This is a genomic window from Paenibacillus sp. cl123 (genome assembly GCF_900101595.1).
Taxonomy (GTDB): Bacteria; Bacillota; Bacilli; order Paenibacillales; family NBRC-103111; genus Paenibacillus_G.
The window spans coordinates 17,949-40,477 of record NZ_FMYY01000031.1 but is presented as its reverse complement, the minus strand read 5'-3'; the positions used below and the strand labels follow the sequence as shown (position 1 = coordinate 40,477).

The following is a 22,529-nucleotide window of genomic DNA, read 5'->3' as shown; positions in this document are numbered from 1 at the left end:
GAAGGATTTTAAGTGCCGGGGCTGCGGCTGCAGCGGAGGTTTAACCGGGAGATTCGGCGGGGACGCCTGCACGCTTGGAGGATAATCAACCATGTGGTATTTGAATATGAACGCCGTTCTGGCCATCATCGGCATGGTGCTTGTGCTCGCACTCACCCGCCGCTGGCCGGGCAATAAGCGCTATTTGCTGCTGGCGTTCAATCTCTGCTTTTTGTTCGTGTTCAGCCAGAAGCTGTTTGTGTTCTATCTGGCGTATACGGCGCTTAACTATGCAGCTTTCTTGTTCCTGGGCCGCCTTGCGAGCTTTCGGAAAACCGCCTTTGTCCTGCTGATCGCGGCCAATGTGGCTGCCGTGTGCACACTGCGCCTGTTCGGCATGGAGCTGTTTACGCATCCGCTGTTCGATGTCGTCATTGCGCTGGGCTTGATCTATAACGTGCTCAAAGTGATCGATGCCTTATACTTCGCTTATTTTATCGGCAAAGACTCCCGGGCAAGCGCGCTGGACTACTTTAACTATATTTTGTTCATCCCGACCTTCACCTCCGGCCCCATCCTGAAATTCCGCGATTTCATGGCCGATACGAAGCAGCCTTACCAAGTGGACGCGGCCCAAACCGAGCAATATGTCAAGCGCATTATTCTCGGCATGTTCAAGAAAATCGTGCTTGTCACGTGGATGACCGATGTATTCAATCGCGTGTCCGGCGCGGAGCAGCTCCAGGTGCATGAGTCCGTATTTCTAATGATCTGGTTTTATGCGCTTATTTTCTTCGACTTCTCCGGCTACTCGGACATCGCCGTCGGCTTCGGCCGGCTTATGGGCTATAACGTGCCCGAGAACTTCAAGAAGCCGTTCCAGTCTCCGACGCTGACCCAATATTGGCGCAATTGGCACGCGACGCTGGGCGACTGGTTCCGCGATCATATCTTTATGTTCGTCTCGCGGAAAACGCCGACCAAGTGGACGGCTGCCGGCTTGTCCATGCTCGTTATGGTGCTGATCGGTTTGTGGCACGGGTTCAGCTGGCTGTACGTGCTGTGGGGCGTCTATCACGGGCTGCTGCTCGGGCTTGAGAATATTCTGGGTTACACGACCGTGAACAAGCGCAAGGTTTCCAAGCGGTACTTCTATGCGCGCTGCGCCCTGACCCAGCTGTTTGTTACCGCCGCCGTCATCGTTTATAGCGGCAACAGCGCGGCCGTATACAAAATCTACAGCGGCCTGGCCAATTGGCCTTGGTAGCTGCACCCTAATATTGCCAATTGAAAAGCAGCGTTCTCCGGGCAGCTAGAGCCATTATCCTCCCGGAAACGCTGCTTATTTGTTTATTCGCCAGCTCCGGAGCGCTTCCTTCCCCGTGTCAGCTCGCGTCGGACTGCCTGACAGGCTTCTCACCCTTGTCATAAGCGCCGATTGGAAGTCCCCCATACTGCAGTTGCCCTGCCTGCTGTACTCCATGAGTCCCTAGCTGGAGCTGATTGCTTGATACGGACAAGGTCAGCTCGCCGAGCGGCTGGTACACATTATTGCCGTCCTTCTTGTGGATGTGAATGCTGCCCGACTTTGAATTGATATTCATCGTGAGCTGCCCGGGCAGTTCGACCAGACAATTAAACTTTTTAAAGCTGTTTGGGAAGCGTAGCCAGGTACCTGCAACAGTTTCTACGAGTTGAGTGTCTTTGATTCTCACCAATACGATCCGCCCTCTCTTTAAAAAGTCTTTGACTGCTTCCTCGGAAGGTATCTCCCATTATAAGTGATGTTCGTTACAAAGAAACGGGAATACTGTCGAGCGTAAATGTCGAATTGGAGGATTTGTCACAACACAGACACGATTGGCCGACTGCTCACATATAAACTTTAATAATTCTGTTTTTGCTCGTTGAACCCGCCCGAACCGGGCATACTATCCTCGGCTTGGCAGGCTTACCGCCCTGTCCGGCTTAGTTAGATTTCCCCGCAGACATGCCTCTCATGCCGTTTCGCGCCAGCGGATGATTGGAGAATGCGGATGATTCCGACATGTCGCAAATAGATACTTTGAGAACCTGCCCTACTAATGTTATAATTTGGTTTAGGCTTACGATTGAACACGCGTACATTGTCGAAATTAGTGGAGGTGCCTTATTCATGAAGTTAGGAGTATTTGCCGTTTTATTTCAGCAAAAACCATTGGAAGAAGCGCTCGATATTATCGCCGCGCACGGTTTGGATGCAGTCGAGATCGGCACGGGCGGCTATCCCGGGAATTCGCATTGCGATCCGGATGAGCTCCTGGCCGATGAAGGCAAGCTTAAAGCGTTCAAGAAAGCGGTAGAATCACGCGGTCTCACGATCAGCGCACTGAGCGTTCACGGCAACCCGCTGCACCCTCAGAAGGCGATAGCGAAGGATTTCCACGACGCTATACTCAAAACGCTTGACCTCGCCCAGCGGCTCGAGGTGCCGGTCGTCAATACGTTCTCCGGCTGCCCGGGCGATTCCGACGATGCCAAGTATCCGAACTGGCCGGTCGCCCCGTGGCCGCCTGATTTCCAGGAAATTCTCGATTGGCAGTGGGCCAATAAGGTTATCCCTTACTGGACCGAAACCGGTAAGTATGCGTCTGACCGCGGCATCAAAATCGGTCTTGAGCTGCACGGAGGCTTCTCCGTTCATACCCCCGCTACTTTGCTGCGCCTGCGTGAAGCGGCCGGCGATGTAATCGGGGCCAACCTCGATCCGAGCCATATGTGGTGGCAAGGGATCGATCCGGTACAAGCGATTCAAATTCTCGGCCGCGCCGGCGCGATTCATCACTTCCATGCCAAGGATACGACGATCGACCCGGTCAATGTCCATCGTTACGGCCTGACGGATATGCAGTCCTACACCAATATGCTGGACCGTGCCTGGCAGTTCCGCACAGTCGGCTATGGCCATGATCTGAAGACATGGGCCGATATCATCAGCGCGCTCAGACTCGTCGGCTACGATTATGTCGTCAGCATCGAGCATGAGGACGGATTAATGTCAATCGAGGAAGGCTTCGCTAAAGCTGTGCAAAACCTGCAGCAAGTGCTGATCAAGCAGCCTCTCGGTCAAATGTGGTGGGTATAGAGCAGAAAAAAAGGGTATCTCCTACGGGGAGACACCCTTTTTTGTTCCGCGCTTATTTGGACAGAGATAGGGACTAACCGCCCATCCATCCCTGAATCATAATAACGTCCATGAGTCCAAAGACAGCCAGGGCTACAAGTCCGAAACCAATGGCTAACGGATTTTTCTTCGGAGCGATCAACTGACGGACAACACCGATCGCGATGACGATGGTAAACAGAACTACAAAAATATCGAACCCATTAAACGTACTGGCAGTTGCTGCTGCCTCTTCAGCCAAAAACATGGAGGGACCTCCTTCTATATGCAGAAATTCTTACTCTAATCTTAGCCTGAGTCGCTTTGAAGTGCAAGCGATTTGTCCGAGCCGCAAATTTCAAACCGGACATTCTTATAAAGTGTAACAAGATTGTCAACTTTTTATTCCTGAGTCGTCTCTAACCTGCGGCTATCCTCTAAAAAGTCGTAAGGAACCGCAAACGAGTTACGTTCGCGATTCCTCACCCTCTTGCCGTTTGCTTTACTTACACCGTCGTATCCGCCAGCTCTTTGAGCCTCCTAGCATAATCCTCCGAACGCTCCCGGTCGCGCTCCAGCACAGGCTTTAAGTATTTCCCCGTGTAAGATCCTTCTACCTTCACTACAGCTTCCGGCGTACCCGTCGCGACAATCGTTCCGCCGCGCGTACCGCCTTCAGGTCCCAGATCGATCAGGTAGTCGGCAGTCTTGATCACATCAAGGTTATGCTCGATCACAAGCACGGACTCCCCGCTCTCTACCAAGCGGTGAAGCACCTTCAGCAGTCGGTCGATATCGTCGATATGCAGGCCGGTCGTCGGCTCGTCCAGGATGTAGACGGTCTTGCCCGTGCTGCGGCGGTACAGCTCGGCCGCCAGCTTCACACGCTGCGCTTCCCCGCCCGACAGCGTAGTGGCCGGCTGGCCCAGTTTCATGTAGCCGAGACCGACATCCAGAATCGTCTGAAGCTTACGGTGGATGCGCGGAACGTTTTTGAAAAATTCGCACGCATCCTCGATCGTCATCTCGAGCAGATCGGCGATGCTTTGTCCCTTATACTTGATCTCCAGCGTTTCCCGGTTATACCGCTTGCCTTTGCAAATCTCGCAAGGCACATACACATCAGGCAGGAAGTGCATCTCGATCTTGATGATCCCGTCTCCCCGGCATGCCTCGCAGCGTCCGCCCTTGACGTTGAAGCTGAAGCGCCCCTTCTTGTAGCCCCGCACTTTCGCTTCATTGGTCGTCGCGTACAAGTCCCGAATATCGTCGAATACGCCCGTATACGTAGCCGGGTTGGACCGCGGCGTCCGTCCGATCGGAGACTGATCGATATCGATTACCTTATCGATATGCTCCAGGCCTTTGAACTCCTTGTATTCGCCCGGTTTCACCTTCGCCCCGTTCAATTCCTTCGCCAGCGTCTTGTACAAAATTTCATTGATCAGCGTGCTTTTGCCGGAACCGGACACTCCTGTTACACAGCTGAAGACGCCGAGCGGAATTTTGACGTTCACGCCGCGCAGATTGTTCTCCTTGGCGCCGCGGATCTCCAGCCATTTGTCGCCCGTCTTGCGCCGTTCCGCCGGCACAGGGATAAACTTGCGGCCGCTGAGGTATTGCCCGGTCAAGGAAGCCTCATCCTCCATGATTTCCTGCGGCGTGCCCTGGGCCACCACCTGGCCGCCATGGATGCCCGCGCCCGGACCGATGTCGATAATATAATCCGCCGCCAGCATCGTATCCTCGTCATGCTCGACGACGATCAGCGTATTGCCCAGATCGCGCATATGCACCAGCGTCTGAATAAGCCTGTCGTTATCTCTCTGATGAAGCCCGATACTTGGCTCGTCGAGGATATACAACACCCCCATCAGGCTGGAACCGATCTGCGTCGCCAGACGGATACGCTGAGCTTCTCCGCCGGATAACGTGCCTGCCGCCCGGTGCATGGTCAAGTAATCGAGTCCTACGTTCACCAGGAAGCCGAGCCGGGACTTAATTTCCTTCAAAATCAGGTGGGCGATCTGCAGCTCGCGTTCCGACAGTTGCAGCGAATCGAACCATTCATGAGCTTCCCCGATGGACAAGGAGGTCACATGTGCGATATTCCGCTTGTTGACCGTAACTGCGAGCGTCTCGGGCTTCAAACGATGTCCTTTGCACTTGGAGCATGGCTTGGCGCTCATATATTGCTCGATATGCTCACGGATGCCCTCCGAGAACGTGTCCCGATAGCGGCGCTCCAGGTTATGAATAATGCCCTCGAAGGCGACCATAGCTTCCTTCTTATGCCCGAAGTCGTTCTCATACTTGAACCGGACCTTCTCCCCGCCCGTTCCGTTCAGCAGCTTGCTCATCTGCTCTTTGGTGAGCTCCTGAACCGGCACGTCGCGCGGAATCCCGTAATGGGCGCACACCGCCGCCAGAAATTGCGGATAATAATTGGAGGTGCTGCCCGCCCACGCTTCGAACGCTCCATTCTCAATCGTCTGCTTCGGATTGGGAACCAGCAAATCCGGGTCCACGATCATCCTCTGGCCCAGACCGTCGCACTCCGGACATGCCCCGAACGGACTGTTGAAGGAGAACATCCGGGGAGCCAGCTCCTCGATGCTGAAGCCGCACTCGGGACAAGCCAGGTTTTGGCTGAACAGCAGCTCCTCCTTCTCCATCACATCGACGATGACTCGTCCGTCCGCCAGCTTCAGCGCCGTCTCCAGCGAGTCGGCCAGCCGCGACTGCACATCATCCTTGACCACGATCCGGTCGACAACCACTTCGATCGTATGCTTCTTGTTTTTCTCCAGCTCGATTGTCTCCGACAGCTCCCGGATTTCGCCGTTTACCCGTACGCGTACGAAGCCCTGCTTCTGGATATCCGTGAACAGCTTGGCATGCTCCCCCTTGCGGCCGGATACGAGCGGAGCCAAAATCTGCAGCTTCGTCCGCTCAGGGTATTCCATGATCCGATCCACCATCTGCTCGACGGTCTGGGAAGTAATCTCGATCCCATGCGTCGGACAATGCGGCCGGCCGATCCGGGCAAACAACAGCCGCAGGTAGTCGTAAATCTCGGTAACGGTGCCTACCGTGGAACGAGGATTGCGGCTCGTCGTCTTCTGATCGATCGAGATCGCCGGCGACAAGCCTTCGATCGAATCGACGTCCGGCTTGTCCATCTGGCCGAGGAACTGCCGGGCATATGCCGACAAGGACTCTACGTAGCGGCGCTGGCCCTCTGCGTAGATCGTATCGAACGCCAACGAGGACTTGCCCGAGCCGCTGAGCCCGGTCAAAACGACAAACTTGTCGCGGGGGATCGTAACGTCGATATTTTTGAGATTATGGGCTCTGGCGCCCTTGATAATAATTTGGTCTCTGGCCACTCGTCGTTTCCTACCTTTCTATCTACAGCTCGGCCTTCATCTCCAGAACGGCGTCGCGAAGCTCGGCTGCGCGTTCGAACTGCAGATTTTTGGCGGCTTCCTTCATTTCCTGCTCCAGTCGCTCGATCAGAGCCAGCCGGTCCTTCTTCGACATCTTCGCCTGCTTGACGTCGGTCAAGTAGTCGGCCTTCTGCTCGGCCACCTTCGTCGCTTCGATGACATCGCGCACTTTCTTCTGTATCGTCTGCGGCGTAATGCCGTGCTGCTCGTTATAAGCGGTCTGAATGGCGCGCCGGCGACTGGTCTCCGTGATCGCCTTGTCCATAGAGTCGGTGATTTTATCCCCGTACATAATAACCCGGCCGTTCGCATTGCGCGCCGCGCGCCCGATCGTCTGGATAAGTGAGCGCTCCGCCCGCAGGAAGCCTTCCTTGTCGGCGTCCAGGATCGCTACGAGCGATACCTCGGGAAGATCGAGCCCTTCCCTCAGCAGGTTGATGCCGACGAGCACATGAAACACGCCCAAACGTAGATCGCGCAAAATCTGCATCCGCTCCAGCGTCTTGATGTCGGAGTGAAGATAGCGGACCTTGATGCCGATTTCCTTGAAATAATCCGTCAAATCCTCGGCCATCTTCTTCGTCAGCGTCGTCACAAGCACCCTCTCGTCCTTGGCGATGCGGTCTTGAATCTCTCCCAGCAGATCATCGATCTGGCCTTTGGTCGGGCGCACCTCGATGATGGGATCCACCAGCCCGGTCGGCCGGATAATCTGCTGGACCATCACCGGGCAATGCTCCAGCTCATACGGCCCCGGCGTAGCGGAGATATAAAGAAGCTGGTTAACCTTCGACTCGAATTCCTCGAACCGCAGAGGACGGTTGTCCATCGCCGAGGGCAGGCGGAAGCCGTGATCGACGAGCACTTCCTTGCGGGCGCGGTCCCCGTTGTACATCGCCCGGATCTGCGGCAGCGTCACGTGGGACTCGTCGATTACGACCAGCATGTCGTCCGGGAAATAGTCGAACAGCGTATAAGGCGTCGCCCCCCGCTCGCGGAACGTCAGCGGCCCCGAATAGTTCTCGATGCCCGAGCAGAAGCCCATCTCCTGCATCATCTCGATATCATAACGCGTCCGCTGCTCCAGCCGCTGCGCCTCCAGCAGCTTGCCTTGTTCGCGGAGCACGGCAAGCCGTTCCTCCAGCTCACGCTCGATATTGACGAGCGCGACCTTCATCGTCTCCTCCTGCGTCACGAAGTGAGAGGCCGGGAAGATCGCGATGTGATCCCGCTCGGCGATAATCTCCCCGGTAAGCACGTTAATCTCGGTAATGCGTTCGATCTCATCCCCGAACAGCTCGACGCGGACCGCATGCTCCGAATGCGAGGCCGGAAAAATCTCCACGACATCGCCCCGCACGCGGAAGGTGCCTCGGATGAAGTTCATATCGTTGCGCTGGTACTGGATATCGATCAGACGGTGCAGGATGTCGTTGCGCGAACGCTCCATGCCCACCCGCAGAGACATCACCAGGCTGCGGTATTCGATCGGGGAACCCAAGCCGTAAATACACGAGACGCTGGCTACGATGATGACATCGCGGCGCTCGAATAAGGAGCTGGTCGCCGAGTGGCGCAGCTTGTCGATCTCGTCGTTGATGCTGGAATCCTTCTCGATAAACGTGTCGGAGGAAGGAATATAAGCTTCCGGCTGGTAGTAGTCGTAATAACTTACAAAATACTCCACCGCATTGTGCGGGAAAAACTCCTTCAGCTCGCTGCACAGCTGCGCGGCCAAGGTTTTGTTATGAGCGATCAGCAAGGTCGGCCGGTTCAGCTGCGCAATTACCTGCGCGGCCGTGAACGTCTTCCCTGTACCCGTCGCGCCCAGCAGCGTCTGATGCCTCTGGCCGGACCTGATGCTGGCAAGCAGCTGCTCGATTGCCGCAGGCTGGTCGCCTTGCGGAGTAAAATCGGACTTTAACTGGAACTTCCTGTCGCTTACAATCACTTCATTCATCTCATCACCCGTTCATGAAAAAGAGTAGGCATTCCCTAAACTTTACGCTTCCAATATCCGATAAAAAAGTATGCATCTATGCGAATACGCTTTAAGCTTGTTCGGCTTCTCTCGTTGTATAGGAATATTTGTTCCCATATATTATACCTGTTTTCCGGACGTGTTGCAATCGGCATCGCCTCCGTTTCCGCAATCCGGTCCTGCTTATTACTGACGAATGCAGAGGTGAGATAAACGTGGATATCGCAACATTGATCGGCCTGCTTATCGGTCTGGCCGCGCTTGTCGGCGGCTACTTATGGGACGGGGGGCATCTCGACGCCCTGATCGTTCCCAGCGCGATGCTGATCGTATTCGGAGGAACGTTCGGCGCCGTTATCGTCAGCTTCCCGCGGTCGCAGCTCAGCCAGATCGGCAAGGCGCTCGCCTTGGCCTTCAAGGAGAATAAGCGCGATACGCGCGAAACCATCGAGGAGCTCGTCGAGATGGCCGCGATCGCCCGCCGCGAAGGCGTGCTCGCCTTGGAGAACCGCGCCCATGAGCATGACAATCCTTTTCTGAAGGATGGGCTGCTGATGGTCGTGGACGGCACAGACCCTGAGCTGACCCGGCAAATTTTGGAGCTTGAGATCGACGCTGTCGAGCATCACCACGAAGGCTGGGCGAAGATGTTCGAAGCAGCCGGCGGCTACGCTCCGACGATGGGGATCATCGGTACGGTGATGGGCCTGATCCACGTGCTCGGCAACTTGTCCGACCCCGGCAACCTGGGGCCGGCGATAGCCGTGGCGTTCGCCGCCACCTTATACGGAGTCGCATCCGCCAATGTTATTTATTTACCCATCGCCAGCAAGATTAAAATTCGCAGCCAAAGCCAAGTCTCCGACATGGAGCTGATGCTGGAAGGCATCCTGGCGCTGCAAGCGGGGGAAAACCCGCAGCTGATCCGCAAGAAGCTGTACTCCTTCACTCATGAACGTCACGCTACTAAAGCCGAGAGCGCAGGTGGGAACCGTGGCGAGGAGAATTAGACGCAGACAAAAGGCCGCCGACGGGGGCAATCACGAACGGTGGCTGATCACCTACTCCGATCTGATCACTCTGCTGCTCATCTTCTTCATCATCATGTATGCGATGAGCAAGATCGACGTCCAGAAGTACGAGGTGCTGGCTCAGGCGCTCAAATTCGAATTTACGAAGGCCGATTCCATCGTCCCGCAGGGCCAGGGCATCACCGGTTCCATGCACCCGCCGGGCACCCCGGCTCCGGACACGCAAGATCCCGATCAAGAGCAGAGAAACGCCGAGCTGAAGCGCGAGAAGGAACAGCAGCTAGAGGACCTGCTGGAGCAGGTCCAAGCCTATGTGCAGGAAAACAATCTGCAGGCCCAGGTGTCGGCCGCCGATACGCAGCGCGGCGTCGCCGTTACGCTGAACGACCTGTTCCTGTTCGATCTCGGCAAGGCCGACCTGAAGCAGGAGGCCATCCCGATCCTGACGCAGCTCGCGACCTTGTTCCGGAAGCTCGACTCCACGGTCAGCATCGAAGGGCATACCGACGATCTGCCTCTTTCGACCGGCTCGGTATACAAGGATAACTGGGGGCTGTCGCAGGCCCGTTCCTTGTCCGTGCTGCGCTACTTCATTTATGACGCCCAGGTGGACGCCAAGAAGTTCATCTCCACCTCTTATGCCGACACAAGGCCCGTAGCCGAAAACAATAGTGAAGAGAACCGCGCCCGGAACCGCCGTGTCGAAATTGTCGTGCTGCGCTGATGGCCGGGAGCTACAGTCGAGCGCTACGCTCCTGAGCCAAGAAGGACCTGATGAATGTACAGCATTCGTCAGGTCCTTCTTGTATCATGTCCCTAGCCGGCAACGCCTTGCACGCAACCGGCAGGCTTTCTTGCCTGCCTCCGCTTCGCTAAACCCTCTGCATTCCTTACATACTTTCCTTGCGATAGTCATAAACCGACAAGCTCATACGCTTCGGGAACGCTTCTCATTGCGCAGAAGGCCAACAAGCCTGCGGCTGAGGTAAGCCCAGATCGAATCCGGCCGCTCCTCCAGGTAATACATCACCTCATGATCGGGCACGAGCACGATACCGAGCTGATGATGTTCGCCGGCGAAAATTCCGCGCTTCAACAGCCGCTTCTCTCCCGCATCATCGAGTATTTCCAGCCTGCAAAAAGCAGGATTCAATTGAAACGCCTGATGCAGCTCCTGCTTATTGCGCACGGGAGCTCCATTCACCTTGGCGACGATCTCGCCGGCCTTCAGCCCAAGCTCCTCCGCCGGGCTTCCCGGAAGGATCGCCAGTATTTTCAGCCCCTTGCGGTCCTGCGTAAATATCGGAACGCGCCTGCTTTCATCCCATCTGCTGTACCATATCATGCCCTCGTGGAGCCCGATGGCTAATAAGCAGGCTGGGATCGTGAAAAATGGCAGCCATGCGCTGAGCGCCGCGAGCCCCAGTACGGCCGCCGCATACAGGAACAGCAGGCCGGAGCTGGCTCTGGCCTTCAGCTGGGGCAGCCGCGAGATCGTCATCTCGCTGAAGCCGATCATCACCGGGAAGCCGATGATCGTCCAGCCGTTCAGCCACGCTTCGCCGCCGAGCAGCGGAGTCCACGGCAGAGCCGGGCCGCCTCCCGCCTGCTGCAGCGGCACGAGCAGGAACAGCGTCATCGGCCAGAAGCCTTGCAGCCGGTAGCCGCCGACGATTTTGCCGCGCTTGGTTTCCACGAACAGCGGCATCCCGAACCGCGCGCCCTGCATCCGCACGAAGACCGCTTCCGCCAAATGCAGGATAGCGACTAACGCCAGCAGCGCCGGCATCTGAAGGGACAGCAGCGGCTCGGCCAGCCAGCGCCAGCTCTCCGAGGTACGGAAGCCCGGGAGGATGCCCGCTATGGCTTGAAGCACGCCGATCGCACCGACCGCGTAAGCCCAGCACAAGTAGCGGACGCGCACCAGCATGAGCAGCAGCGACAGCAGCCACAGCAAGATGACCGCATCCGGGCTGATTGTCGCGCCTACGCCCGCCATCAAGACGGAAGCCCCCAAGCCGCCTAGCCAGCCCCACAGCACCGTTCGCCACGTCTCGGAAAGCAGTCCGTGCAGCTTGGTGGAGAATAGTCTGCGTTCCAGCGCGACCTGTCTGCGGTATTGCAAGACAATGAAAAGGATGCCCACGTAATAGAAGGGCTGCAGAAAAAGCTGAGCCAGCGCATGAAGCCATTGCCATCCGAAAGCTTGAATCCAATCCATAGCCCGCTCCTTTGTTTCATTATATGGAAGCCCTTGTAAGCCGAGCTGCCTGAGAAATAAATAAGAAAAAAGAAGGTCGCCTCCCCGGCCTTCCGGGGAATCGCCTTCTTTAGCAGTTCGACGCGCAAACGGCCATTTCCTGCCTATGCCCTGAATTTGGCAGAGGCGTTTAGCGGATCGCTTTTTGCATCGCTTCGACGGCAGCTTTCAACTGCGCATCGTTTTTCGGATCGCGGATCGCCGCGAGGATCGCTCTCTCCAGCTTGTTTGCCGTCTCGACATCCACCTCGCCCGTCGTCGGCAGCCCGTTCGCCCGCTGGAACGACTTGACCGCCTGGGCGGTTTTGTCATGATAGTACCCGTCTGTCCGCTCCGGATTGAGCCCCAGTCCCTGCAGCATGATCTGGAGATTTTTCACATCCTCGTTGTTCGCGTCAGGCTTCAGCGTTTCCTTCTTCGACAGCGGCGCAACCCGGAAATATGCCGGCTGCTCGACTGCGAGGGTAGGCTCGATGCCCTTCTTATGAATCCAGGTGCCATTCGGGGTCAGCCACTTGTAGACGGTCATCTTGATATTGCTGCCGTCCCCCATCTCTTCCTGGAACGTCACCTGGACGGTCCCCTTGCCGAAGGTCGTCTCTCCGACAAGCTCGCTGCCGACGGAATCATGCAGAGCGCCGGCCAAAATTTCGGATGCGCTCGCGCTTCCTTTATTGATCAATACGCTGACCGGATAAGGCTTGCCCGTTCCCTTCTCGGACTTCGTCTCTTCCCGGATGCCGTTGCGATTTTCGATCTGCAGGATCGCTTTTCCCTTGGGCACGAACGGCTCGACGATATCCACCACGGCGGTCAGAAGGCCGCCCGGATCATTGCGCACATCGATGATCAAGCCCTTCATGCCTTGGCTCTCGAGCGAAGCAAGCTCTTCCTTGAACCGCGCCGCCGTATTGCTGGAGAACTGCCGGATCTCTATCTTGCCGATGCCTCCCTGCAGCATCTCTCCATACACGGTCTCCACATCGATATCGTCCCGAACGACGATCAGCTGGATCGGGTCGGCGACTCCGGGGCGCAGCACCTCTAGCTTGGCCTGCGTCCCTTTGGGTCCGCGGATTTTCATAATCGCCTGATTGAGCGTCAGCCCGTCCAGCTTCTCGCCGTTTACCGACACGATCACATCGTTGGCATGAAGCCCCGCCTTCTCCGCAGGCGAGCCCTTGATCGGAGCTACGATCATCACCTTGCCGTCCTCTGTCGTGACTTCCGCTCCGATGCCCTGGAAGGAGGAGGTGATGTTCTCATCAAATTGCTTGGCTTCCGTCTGATCCATATAAACCGTGAACGGGTCATCCAGCGTTGCGAGCATGCCGTTGATCGCGCCGTTCACGATCTTCTCGTGATCCACCTCGCTAAGAAACTTGCTCTCGATCAGCTGATAGGTTGTTGCAATCTTGTTCAAATCCTTGGGATTCAAGCCTTTGCTGCCCGCCGCCGCCGCACCGTTCTCCTTCTTCACCTCTGCGAAGATGGACGGATGCACAATCGTCAGCGTCATGATACTGCTGGCAAACATCGATAATAGAATAAAAGCCACTACCGTACGCCCTCTAAACCTCATACGTCTCTCTTCACCGCCTTTGCTGTTCCCGGTGGCAATCGGTTTTCCGGAACCCGGAGCCGATTGTCCCTATCAATGGTCAAACAACTTGTCTTTCTAGTTTATGACAAGCTCCCCGGATTTATGAACAGCCCCTTTACGTACGTACGGCCTATCTGAGGTAAGGCTTGGGATCAACGGGACTTTCATTGATTCGCACTTCGAAGTGCAAGTGGTTCCCCGTCGAGCGGCCCGTTGAGCCGACCTCCGCCACCTTCTGTCCGCGCTTGACGGTATCGCCCTTCTGCACGACGATTCCGTCGTTGCGGATATGGCCGTACAGCGTCCAGACGCCCTTGCCATGATCGATAATCACCGTGTTTCCATAACCGCTCCACCACGACGCCACGATGACGACGCCATCCTCGGCCGCCAGTATGCTCGTACCCGCAGGAGAAGGGAAATCGATCCCGTTATGCGTGGAAGAACGGCCTGTAAAAGGGTCCTTGCGCGTCCCGAAGTCCGAGGACATGTTCACGACCTTCGGCAGCGGATATCCGAACTTGCCGCCGCCATACGTGTATACAGGCGCCGAAGCCTTGCCCGTTTTCTTCGCCGCTTCCGCCGCCTTGGCTTCCTTAAGCGCCTTCTGCTTGGCCGCTTCCTGGCTGGCCACCTTCAGCAGCTGCTTCTCCACTTCCTCGCTGATCTCATGCAGCTCCTTTTCTTTCTCGGAGAGGCTGGCGATCCGCACTTCCTTCTCTTTTTCCTTCACTACAAGATCCGCTTTGATGGCGGTAGTCTGCGCATACAAGTTCTTAACCTCGGTCAGCTGCTTCTCAATCTCCACCTGCTTGACCGCTATCGTATCCCGGTCCCGTTTGTTCGCCTCCAGAATCTCCTTGTCCTGATTGACGATCGAGCGGAGCGCCTCCAGCCGGTCGAGGAAATCGCTGAAGCTGGTCGAGCTGAGCAGCACATCCGCATAGGAGACTACCCCGTTCATGTACATCAGCCGCACGCGCGAACGCAGCAGCTGATCCCGGGAAACGATCCGTCCCTCCGCCTCCTCCAGCTGGACGGCATTCTCCTGAAGCGAGGTCGAGACGTTCTCCACCTTATCATTGAGCTCATTCAAGCTTTGATTCGTCGTATCGATCTGGGCAAGCAGCGTGTCGATGTCTTTTTCCGTCTGCTGCTTTTCAGTTGCGACCTGATTCAGCTGCTTCTCGGTATCGTTCACCTTTTGTTCGACGGCGGCTTTCGTTTGCTTCAGCTGCTTCAGCTCTTGCTCGATGCGCTGTGAAGCGGTCAAAGCAAACCCGGACTGCGGCACGATCAGCGTACCTACAAGACCTACGGACAAGACAAGCGGCAGAAAAGACTTTTTCAATACCCGTTCCTCCTTGAACATTAGTTCGTTTGACCTTCATTTGCACGGCTGCTGCTAGACAAGCTATACACGCAAAAATTTGCGCACGGACAACACGCTGCCCCAGATTCCGATCAATATGCCGATCCCCAGCAGCAGTCCGGCCGTTTGAACGGCAACCTCCTGGAAGGGGAGCAGCCGGATCAGCAGCAAGCTCAAATCCACCTGCGTCGAAATCATAAGCTGCTGATACCCGTACAGCAGGATGCCGACCGGGATGACCGAGCCGATAATACCGAGCAGCGCTCCCTCAATAAAGAACGGCCAGCGGATAAAGGCATTGGTCGCCCCGACCAGCTTCATAATCGAAATCTCACGGCGCCTGGCGACGATCGTGATCTTAATCGTATTGGAGATCAGAAACATCGCGGTCAATGCGAGCGCCGCCACAAGCACAAGACCGGCGTTGCGCACAATAGCTGTGATCTTGAACATCGTTTCAACCGTTCCCTGCCCATAGCTGACCCGGTAGATCGGCTTGACTTCCTTGTTGTCGTTGAGCTTATTGATCTGTCCGGCTACGGCTGCGACCTCTCTCGGCTCCGCGACCTCTACTGTGAAGGAGTCGTTAAGCGGGTTGTTCTCCCCATCGAAGCCTTCCAGGAATTGCTTGCCGCTTTCCCCAAGCCTCTCGCGCAAGAAAACAAGCCCCTCTTCCTTCGATACGAAGGTAACCTTGCTCACCTGGGGCATGGAGGCAATTTCATTCTGCAGCAGACCGATCTGCTCCTGCGGCGTATTAACTTCCAGGTAGACGCGTATTTCAACTTGCTGCTCGATCTGTTTAGCCAGGAAATTCACATTAAGCGTAAGCAGCAGAAAAACGCCGAGAATGAACAGCGATATCGATATCGAGCTGATCGAAGCGAAGGACATCCAGCCGTTGCGAAGCACACTTTTCGTACCCTCGCGGAGATGGCGTCCGACTGTGCTAATCTTCATAGCCGTACTCACCCCTTGCTTCGTCGCGGGCGATTTTTCCGGCCTCGATGGCGATCACTCGCTTGCGCATCGTGTTGACGATCTCCTTGTTATGCGTCGCCATAACAATTGTCGTGCCGCGAAAATTAATCTCCTCCATCAGCTTCATAATCCCCCATGAGGTTTCCGGATCAAGGTTGCCCGTCGGCTCATCCGCAATAATGACCGATGGATTGTTTACTATTGCCCGGGCAATAGCTACCCGCTGCTGCTCGCCTCCGGACAGCTGGGTCGGCAGCGAGCCAACCTTGTCCTTCAGCCGCACCAGCTCAAGCACCTCAAGCGTCCGTTTCTTGATGACTTTCTTGGGAGCTTCGATAACTTCCATCGCAAAAGCTACGTTCTCGAAAACCGTCAGCTTCGGCAGCAGCCGGAAGTCTTGAAAAACAACGCCGATATTGCGGCGTACATAGGGAATTTTGCGCTGCTTCAGCTTCTCGAGATTGAAGCCGTTGACGAAGATCGTCCCTTTGGTCGGACGTTCTTCTCTATAGATCATCTTCATGAACGTCGATTTACCCGCGCCTGACGGGCCGACGACATAGACGAATTCACTTTGGTCCACCTTGACGCTGATGCCTTTGAGCGCATGACTCCCGTCAGGATACGTTTTCCAAACGTCGTGCATTTCGATCACGGTATCACATCCTGAAATTAGTAGCGAAAGCTGTACGTAGCCCTAGTAGAGGCAGTAGAGATAATAGCCCTAGCCTTTATAAGTTCGACACGAAATCGCAAATTCCTTTAACAGAACGTGAATTTCTACACATTACGCTTCTGCTGTCTTTTTCCGGCGTCATAAGAGGGGAACTTGGTCGGTTTGTAGCAAGAATTGCCGCATGAAGAAGCCGCTGTGTCTCTTATTCGCCGGAGAGCTCTCCGGACAGCCCCACTCCCGGCGGAATCAAATCCGGTGTCAAGTTTTCCGCGGCGCGCGCATATAGTGAACCAACAAGCCTTGGTACGAGCCGCCGCAGCAAAGGAGGTCTGACACGCTCATGCCATCTTCAGCCAGACTCGCCCGGCCGCTGCTGATAGCGGCCTTAACTTTAGCGGCAGCCGGATTCGGGGGAACCGCCTTGTACGGCTCGTCCACCCATATGCCTCACCGGCTGCATGTTGGCAAGTGGGATGTTGGAGGGCTGACCTTTCAGGAGTTTGAAACTCAGCTTGCGGAAAGACGGGATGCGTTCCTTGCCTTGAAGACCGCGCTGAAGGTGGAGCAGAGGACCGGAGCAGACCCCGGAGGAGCTGCCCGGCGTTCTCTTGGCGAGCTGGGCGTCGACGTGAATATTCAAGCCCTTCTGGAGAGGACGCAGCCACTGCGCCAGGGCTCCCTGTTCCAGCGGGCCAAAGCCCGCTTCGCAATGCGCGGAGAGAGCTGGCCGGCCCCGCCCGCGTTAGCCGCAGACAAGCTGTCGGCCGCACTGCAGCAATCCTTTCCGGATATATACCGGAACAAGCCCAAGGATGCGACGCGTGTTATCCGTCCCGATGATACGGTAGACTATATCTCCGAAGTCCAGGCCGTTCGGCCGGATGAGCAGGCGACGGCCGACAGGCTGCTCGCGGCCCTTCCCCCATGGGAGCTGCTCCCGGAGACGCTGCCCGAGCTAAGCGTCCCGCTAAGCTCCTGGGGAGCGGCGGTAACGGTCCAGTCCTTGCGGGAGCAGGGCATTGTCCGCAAAATCGGGGAGTTCTCGACCCTGTATCCGCCCGCGCCGGCTGGAGGCGCTGGCAGCGCCGCAGGCCGGCTGCATAACGTCCAGTCGACGGCCGCCTCCCTGCATGATGTGCTGCTGCCGCCCGGAGCCGTGTTCGATTATGCTCCCTTTATCGAGCAGACGGAGAAAGCGATGGGATACCGGGAAGCGCCGGTCATCGTGAACGGCAAGCTTGTCCCCGGCGTCGGAGGCGGCATCTGCCAGGTATCCTCGACGCTGTACAATGCCGTGCTGCGCGCCGGTCTCGAAGTGGTGGAGCGGCGCAACCACTCGCTCCCTGTCAGCTACGTGCCGCTAGGCCAGGACGCTACCTTCGCAAGCGGACATATCAACTTCAAATTCCGCAACAATACGCCGCATCACCTGCTGATCCGCACCCAGTCCGATGACCGCGGGCTGACCGTCAAGCTGTTCGGGCAAACGCCTGCGGAGTTCACTTACGAGGTCGAGTCTCGCACCCTGGAGAAGCTGGAGCCGCCGACCAAATACGTGCATAACCCGACGCTTGCCCGCGGCAAGCAGGTGTTGATCTCGAAGGGAAAGCCCGGCTATGTCGTGGAGACGTACCGGATCAAAAAACAGCAAGGGATTGAGGTGGGCAGAGAGAAAGTATCGCGCGATACGTATTCGGCCCAGCCGACCGTCATCGCGACCAATTCCGGGGAGGGCGGCAGCCTCGACCGCAGCAGCCCTGCTCCCGGAGGCGGGGCGCCATATGTAGAGGATGGCGTGAAGGGGCCGACGTTCAGGTGAGCAGCCGTTCAACGCAGCTGCCGGGCAAGGCCGCCCCGTTTCAACACAAATAACCGTCCGGGACTGAGCTGCAGCTCCAGCCGTTAGAAATGGTCTAACAGCTGGAGTCCAGTTCACGATCGCCGGACGGTTTTTGCTGATTTCTGCTATATGCTAGCTTGATGCCGAAAGCAGAAGCCGCGCTCACGCTGATATGAGCGCGGCCGCAGCTCACGCGGCTGTCAGCCGGATCAGCGGCTTTTATTCAAATACTCGTCGAACCAGGCGGCCGACTCCGCCAGAGCGGACTCCGCGCGTTCGATCGCTGCGCTCACTTGAGCCGTTGCCGTGCCGCCGTAGACGTTGCGCGCATCGACGACCGTCTCCGGCTGCAGCACCTGGTAAATATCCGCGCCGAACAGCTCGGAGAACTGATGGTATTCTTCCAGCTTCAGGTCGAGCAGGTATTTATTCTGCTGGATGCAGTACAGCACCGTTTTCCCGATCACCTCGTGAGCCTGACGGAAAGGCATGCCCTTGCCGACCAGATAATCGGCGATGTCCGTCGCGTTGGAGAAGTCCTGGTTCACGGCTTGTCTCATCCGGTCCTTGTTCACCTTCATGGTTGCGATCATAGGCGCATACAGCTGCAGAGCGCCCTGCAGCGTCCGAACGGTGTCGAACATGCCTTCCTTGTCTTCCTGCATGTCCTTGTTATAGGCCAGCGGCAGCGACTTCAGCACCGTCAGCAGGCCGAACAGGTTGCCGTATACCCGGCCCGTCTTGCCGCGCACGAGCTCGGCGACATCGGGATTCTTCTTCTGCGGCATGATGCTGCTGCCTGTGCAGAACGCGTCATCCAGCTCCACGAAGCGGAACTCCGTGCTCGACCACAGGACGAATTCCTCGCTCAGACGCGACAGATGCATCATAATCATCGAGGCATTCGACAGAAACTCCACGATAAAGTCCCGGTCACTGACCGCATCCAGCGAATTCTCGTAGACACGATCGAAGCCAAGCTGCTCCGCCACATAGTGCCGGTCGATCGGGAACGTCGTCCCGGCCAGCGCCCCCGCTCCGAGCGGCAGCACATTGACGCGCTTGTAGCTGTCCTGCATCCGCTCCGCGTCACGCTGGAACATCGATACATAAGCCAGCAGATGATGAGCGAACAAAATCGGCTGGGCGCGCTGCAGATGCGTGTACCCCGGCACGATCGTATCGAGGTTTTGCTTCGCCTGCTCGATCAGCGCCTCCTGCACCTTGTTCAGCAGCCCCACGAACTCGACGACGCGCTTGCGCAGCCACAAATGCATATCGGTCGCTACCTGATCGTTGCGGCTGCGTCCGGTATGCAGCTTGCCTCCGACCGGACCGACCTCCTCGATCAGCGCTTTCTCGACGTTCATATGGATATCCTCGTCGCTCACCGAAAACTCCAGCTCGCCGCGGCGGATCATTCCCTGCACCTTCAGCAGTCCATCCTTGATCTTCTCCACGTCATCCGCAGGCAGGATGCCGCATTTGCCCAGCATGGATACATGCGCCAGGCTGCCCTGCACATCCTCCTCGGCCAGCTCCTTGTCGAACAGGATGGATGCCGTATATTCTTCAACCAGCTGGTCCGTTTTCTTCGTAAATCGTCCGCCCCACAGCTTAGACACTTGCATATCCCCTCTCTTCCTCTTGACACAGACACAGGGCTTTCCATGGCGGAAAACCCTGCGTCTTGCGTATTTTACTTATTGCCGCTCTGATGCACGCCAGCCGCTACACGCAGACGAAGCGCGTTCAGCCGGATAAAGCCGGTCGCATCGCCCTGATCGTAAGCCTTGGTCGGGTCGGCTTCCATCGTGGCGATATGCGGGTTGTACAAGCTGACCGGGCTTTGTACGCCCGCGCCGATGACATTGCCCTTGTACAGCTTAAGGCGAACCGTACCGCTGACATTTTTCTGGCTTTCCGTAACCAGAGCCTGGATGGCCAGACGTTCCGGCGCGTACCAGAAGCCGTTGTACACCAGCGATGCATACTTCGGAATCAAGGAATCGCGCAGATGCATAACCTCGCGGTCCATCGTGATCGACTCGATCTTGCGGTGAGCGGTGAACAGAATCGTACCGCCCGGCGTCTCGTATACGCCGCGGCTCTTCATGCCGACGAAGCGGTTCTCGACCATATCCACGCGGCCGATCCCGTGCTTGCCGCCGAGCTCGTTAAGCTTCTCCATAATGTGCAGCGGAATCATCCGTTCGCCGTTAATGGCGACGCAGTTGCCCTGCTCAAACTCCAGCTCGATGTATTCGGCCTCGTCCGGGGCATCCTCCGGATCGGCGCTCAGCAGGAACATCTCTTTGTTTTCCTTCGCGCTCGGATCGAACCAAGGGTCCTCCAGCACGCCGCTCTCATAGCTGATGTGCAGCAGGTTGCGGTCCATGGAATAAGGCTTGGCCGCAGAGGCGGTCACATTGATGCCGTGCTTCTCGGCGAAGGCGATCATCTCTGCACGGCCCGGGAACTCCTCGCGGAACTGCTCCAGACGCCATGGCGCGATCACTTCAACATCCGGTGTCAACGCCGCAGCCGTCAGCTCGAAGCGGACCTGGTCGTTGCCTTTGCCGGTAGCGCCGTGAGCGATCGCCGTAGCGCCCTCTGCGCGGGCGATCTCGACCATCCGCTTGGCGATCAACGGACGCGCGATGCTTGTGCCGAGCAGGTACTGTCCTTCGTACAGGGCCCCCGCCTGGAACATCGGGAAGATGAAGTCGCGGGCAAATTCCTCGCGCAGGTCATCGATATAAACTTTGGACGCGCCGGTGTTCAGCGCTTTTTCTTCCAGACCGTCCAGCTCATCCTTCTGTCCGATATCGGCTGTGAAGGCGATGATCTCCGCATCATAGGTTTCTTTCAACCACTTTAAGATAACGGACGTATCCAAGCCGCCCGAATAAGCCAATACGATTTTTTGCTTTGCCATCTGTATCCCGCTCTCCTTCTCTTGTATAACATTAATAAGGTGCCTGGGCTTTGGCCCAACGCCGGCTTACATGATAGCAGCCATGACCGCCTTCTGCGCATGCAGACGATTTTCCGCCTGGTCAAAAATAACCGAGTTGCTTCCGTCGATTACGCCTTCGCTCACTTCTTCCCCGCGATGAGCAGGCAGGCAATGCATGAACAAATAATCGGACTTCGCATACTTCACCAGCGCTTCGTTGACCTGGAACTGCTTGAACGCGATCTCCCGTTCCTTCTGCTCCGCTTCAAAGCCCATGCTCGCCCATACGTCGGTGTACACCACATCGGCGTCTGCGATCGCTTCGCGCGGATCGTTGGTGAACAGCACGCCCGCTCCCGTCTTCGCAGCCGCTTCACGCGACAGCTGAAGCACCTCGCCGTCAGGCTCATAGCCTTCCGGAGTAGCTACGGCGAAGTTGATGCCCAGCTTGGCGGCGCCCATCAGCAGCGAATGCACCATATTGTTGCCGTCTCCGATGTAAGCGACCTTCAGCCCTTCCAAACGGCCCTTCTTCTCCAGCACCGTCTGATAGTCCGCCAGCGCCTGGCATGGGTGGGACAAGTCGGTCAGGCCGTTGATGACCGGTACCGTCGCATTGCGCGCCAGCTCGATCACGGTGCGGTGCGCATACGTACGGATCATGATGCCGTCCAAGTACCGGGACATCGTCTGCGCCGTGTCCGCGATCGTCTCGCCGCGGCCGATTTGCAGGTCATTTTTGCTGAGGAACAGCGCGTGGCCCCCTAATTGGTACATCCCGACCTCAAAGGATACGCGCGTACGCGTCGACGACTTCTCGAAAATCATCCCGAGCGTCTTGCCCTTCAGCGGCTGGTAAATCTCGCCCGCCTTTTGCTTTTTCTTCAGATCGATCGCCAGATCGATCAAGTAACGAATCTCCTCCGACGTATAGTCGACGAGACCGATGAAATCCCGGCCCTTCAACTGCATCGCCAAATCTTGCTCTGTCGTTCCAGCCAACATGTTCATCTCCCTTCTGTTTCCGCTGAATCTATCGGGTGCTGCCTTCATTCACTCGTTTCTGCGCGCTAGAAGTCCGGTGAATAACACGCGGCCTGCGGCCGATCGGGGTTTCCACTCGCTGTTTCAACTCCCTATCGGCTCTCTGGCCTCTTGTTCACTGGATTTCTAAGGCTCATAGCGCAGGAGTACGGTCCGGCAGGTGCCGGGACCGCTTCTAACTGCCCGGGCGCTTCCTTTTCGCCGACCGGTCT

At 56.9% G+C, this 22,529-nt stretch carries 17 protein-coding genes; 5 read left to right on the top strand and 12 right to left on the bottom strand.

From position 1 onward, the window contains the following. The first annotated feature begins 91 nt into the window (after nucleotides 1–91). A complete protein-coding gene (locus tag BLR08_RS28135) occupies nucleotides 92–1,246 on the top strand; it encodes an MBOAT family O-acyltransferase (RefSeq protein WP_072337842.1) in 1,155 nt (384 codons plus the stop codon). Nucleotides 1,247–1,364: 118 nt separating this feature from the next. On the opposite strand, the gene BLR08_RS28130 is transcribed toward BLR08_RS28135, so the two are convergent. After that, nucleotides 1,365–1,583 (bottom strand): hypothetical protein, encoded by a 219-nt coding sequence (locus BLR08_RS28130; protein ID WP_143014486.1) that lies wholly within the window; start codon nucleotides 1,581–1,583, stop codon nucleotides 1,365–1,367. A gap of 551 nt (nucleotides 1,584–2,134) precedes the next feature. Here BLR08_RS28130 and BLR08_RS28125 point away from each other — a divergent pair. Further along, the gene (locus tag BLR08_RS28125; RefSeq protein ID WP_072337844.1) at nucleotides 2,135–3,103 is read left to right on the top strand and encodes a sugar phosphate isomerase/epimerase family protein; all 969 of its coding nucleotides are present in this window, start codon (nucleotides 2,135–2,137) and stop codon (nucleotides 3,101–3,103) included. 73 nt (nucleotides 3,104–3,176) lie between these two features. Here the strand turns inward: BLR08_RS28125 and BLR08_RS28120 are convergent, their stop codons facing one another. The 3 genes from BLR08_RS28120 to uvrB all read right to left on the bottom strand — a co-directional run bounded on the left by BLR08_RS28120 (nucleotide 3,177) and on the right by uvrB (nucleotide 8,530). After that, on the bottom strand, nucleotides 3,177–3,389 hold the full coding sequence (locus tag BLR08_RS28120; RefSeq protein ID WP_072337845.1) for a DUF2759 family protein: 213 nt from the start codon (nucleotides 3,387–3,389) through the stop codon (nucleotides 3,177–3,179). Between the two features lie 238 nt (nucleotides 3,390–3,627). Beyond that, nucleotides 3,628–6,510: an excinuclease ABC subunit UvrA gene (gene uvrA / locus BLR08_RS28115; protein ID WP_072337846.1), complete on the bottom strand. Its 2,883-nt coding sequence runs from the start codon at nucleotides 6,508–6,510 to the stop codon at nucleotides 3,628–3,630. Between the two features lie 22 nt (nucleotides 6,511–6,532). Next, entirely contained in the window at nucleotides 6,533–8,530 is a 1,998-nt protein-coding gene (gene uvrB / locus BLR08_RS28110; RefSeq protein ID WP_072337847.1) for an excinuclease ABC subunit UvrB, read from the bottom strand. A 236-nt stretch (nucleotides 8,531–8,766) separates the two neighbouring features. Between uvrB and BLR08_RS28105 the strand changes: the two genes are divergently transcribed. Further along, complete coding sequence (locus tag BLR08_RS28105) at nucleotides 8,767–9,561, top strand: flagellar motor protein (protein ID WP_072337848.1); 795 nt, start codon at nucleotides 8,767–8,769, stop codon at nucleotides 9,559–9,561. Further along, nucleotides 9,545–10,306 (top strand): flagellar motor protein MotB, encoded by a 762-nt coding sequence (locus BLR08_RS28100; RefSeq protein ID WP_072337849.1) that lies wholly within the window; start codon nucleotides 9,545–9,547, stop codon nucleotides 10,304–10,306. The genes BLR08_RS28105 and BLR08_RS28100 overlap by 17 nt, the downstream gene beginning before the upstream one ends. 204 nt (nucleotides 10,307–10,510) lie before the next feature. Here the strand turns inward: BLR08_RS28100 and BLR08_RS28095 are convergent, their stop codons facing one another. The 5 genes from BLR08_RS28095 to ftsE all read right to left on the bottom strand — a co-directional run bounded on the left by BLR08_RS28095 (nucleotide 10,511) and on the right by ftsE (nucleotide 16,453). Next, nucleotides 10,511–11,803, bottom strand: coding sequence for a PDZ domain-containing protein (locus BLR08_RS28095; protein WP_072337850.1), 1,293 nt, complete (start codon nucleotides 11,801–11,803; stop codon nucleotides 10,511–10,513). Nucleotides 11,804–11,972: 169 nt separating this feature from the next. Next, complete coding sequence (locus BLR08_RS28090) at nucleotides 11,973–13,424, bottom strand: S41 family peptidase (RefSeq protein ID WP_072337851.1); 1,452 nt, start codon at nucleotides 13,422–13,424, stop codon at nucleotides 11,973–11,975. A 151-nt stretch (nucleotides 13,425–13,575) separates the two neighbouring features. Continuing rightward, nucleotides 13,576–14,796, bottom strand: a complete 1,221-nt coding sequence (locus BLR08_RS28085) for a murein hydrolase activator EnvC family protein (protein WP_072337852.1) — start codon at nucleotides 14,794–14,796, stop codon at nucleotides 13,576–13,578. 63 nt (nucleotides 14,797–14,859) lie between these two features. Continuing rightward, nucleotides 14,860–15,777, bottom strand: coding sequence for a permease-like cell division protein FtsX (gene ftsX, locus BLR08_RS28080; RefSeq protein ID WP_072337853.1), 918 nt, complete (start codon nucleotides 15,775–15,777; stop codon nucleotides 14,860–14,862). Then, entirely contained in the window at nucleotides 15,767–16,453 is a 687-nt protein-coding gene (gene ftsE / locus BLR08_RS28075; RefSeq protein WP_072337854.1) for a cell division ATP-binding protein FtsE, read from the bottom strand. Before ftsE ends, ftsX begins: the two co-directional genes overlap by 11 nt. Before the next feature lie 361 nt (nucleotides 16,454–16,814). Here ftsE and BLR08_RS28070 point away from each other — a divergent pair, with 361 nt between their 5' ends. Continuing rightward, entirely contained in the window at nucleotides 16,815–18,293 is a 1,479-nt protein-coding gene (locus BLR08_RS28070; protein ID WP_072337855.1) for a VanW family protein, read from the top strand. A gap of 230 nt (nucleotides 18,294–18,523) precedes the next feature. On the opposite strand, the gene argH is transcribed toward BLR08_RS28070, so the two are convergent. From argH to argF, 3 genes are all read right to left on the bottom strand, one after another. Next, nucleotides 18,524–19,939, bottom strand: coding sequence for an argininosuccinate lyase (argH, locus tag BLR08_RS28065; RefSeq protein WP_072337875.1), 1,416 nt, complete (start codon nucleotides 19,937–19,939; stop codon nucleotides 18,524–18,526). Between the two features lie 74 nt (nucleotides 19,940–20,013). Next, nucleotides 20,014–21,252: an argininosuccinate synthase gene (locus tag BLR08_RS28060; protein ID WP_072337856.1), complete on the bottom strand. Its 1,239-nt coding sequence runs from the start codon at nucleotides 21,250–21,252 to the stop codon at nucleotides 20,014–20,016. A gap of 66 nt (nucleotides 21,253–21,318) precedes the next feature. Then, nucleotides 21,319–22,278 carry an ornithine carbamoyltransferase gene (gene argF / locus BLR08_RS28055; RefSeq protein WP_371117788.1) on the bottom strand — a complete coding sequence of 320 codons (960 nt, stop codon included), beginning with the start codon at nucleotides 22,276–22,278 and terminating at the stop codon, nucleotides 21,319–21,321. Between the last annotated feature and the right edge of the window lie 251 nt (nucleotides 22,279–22,529).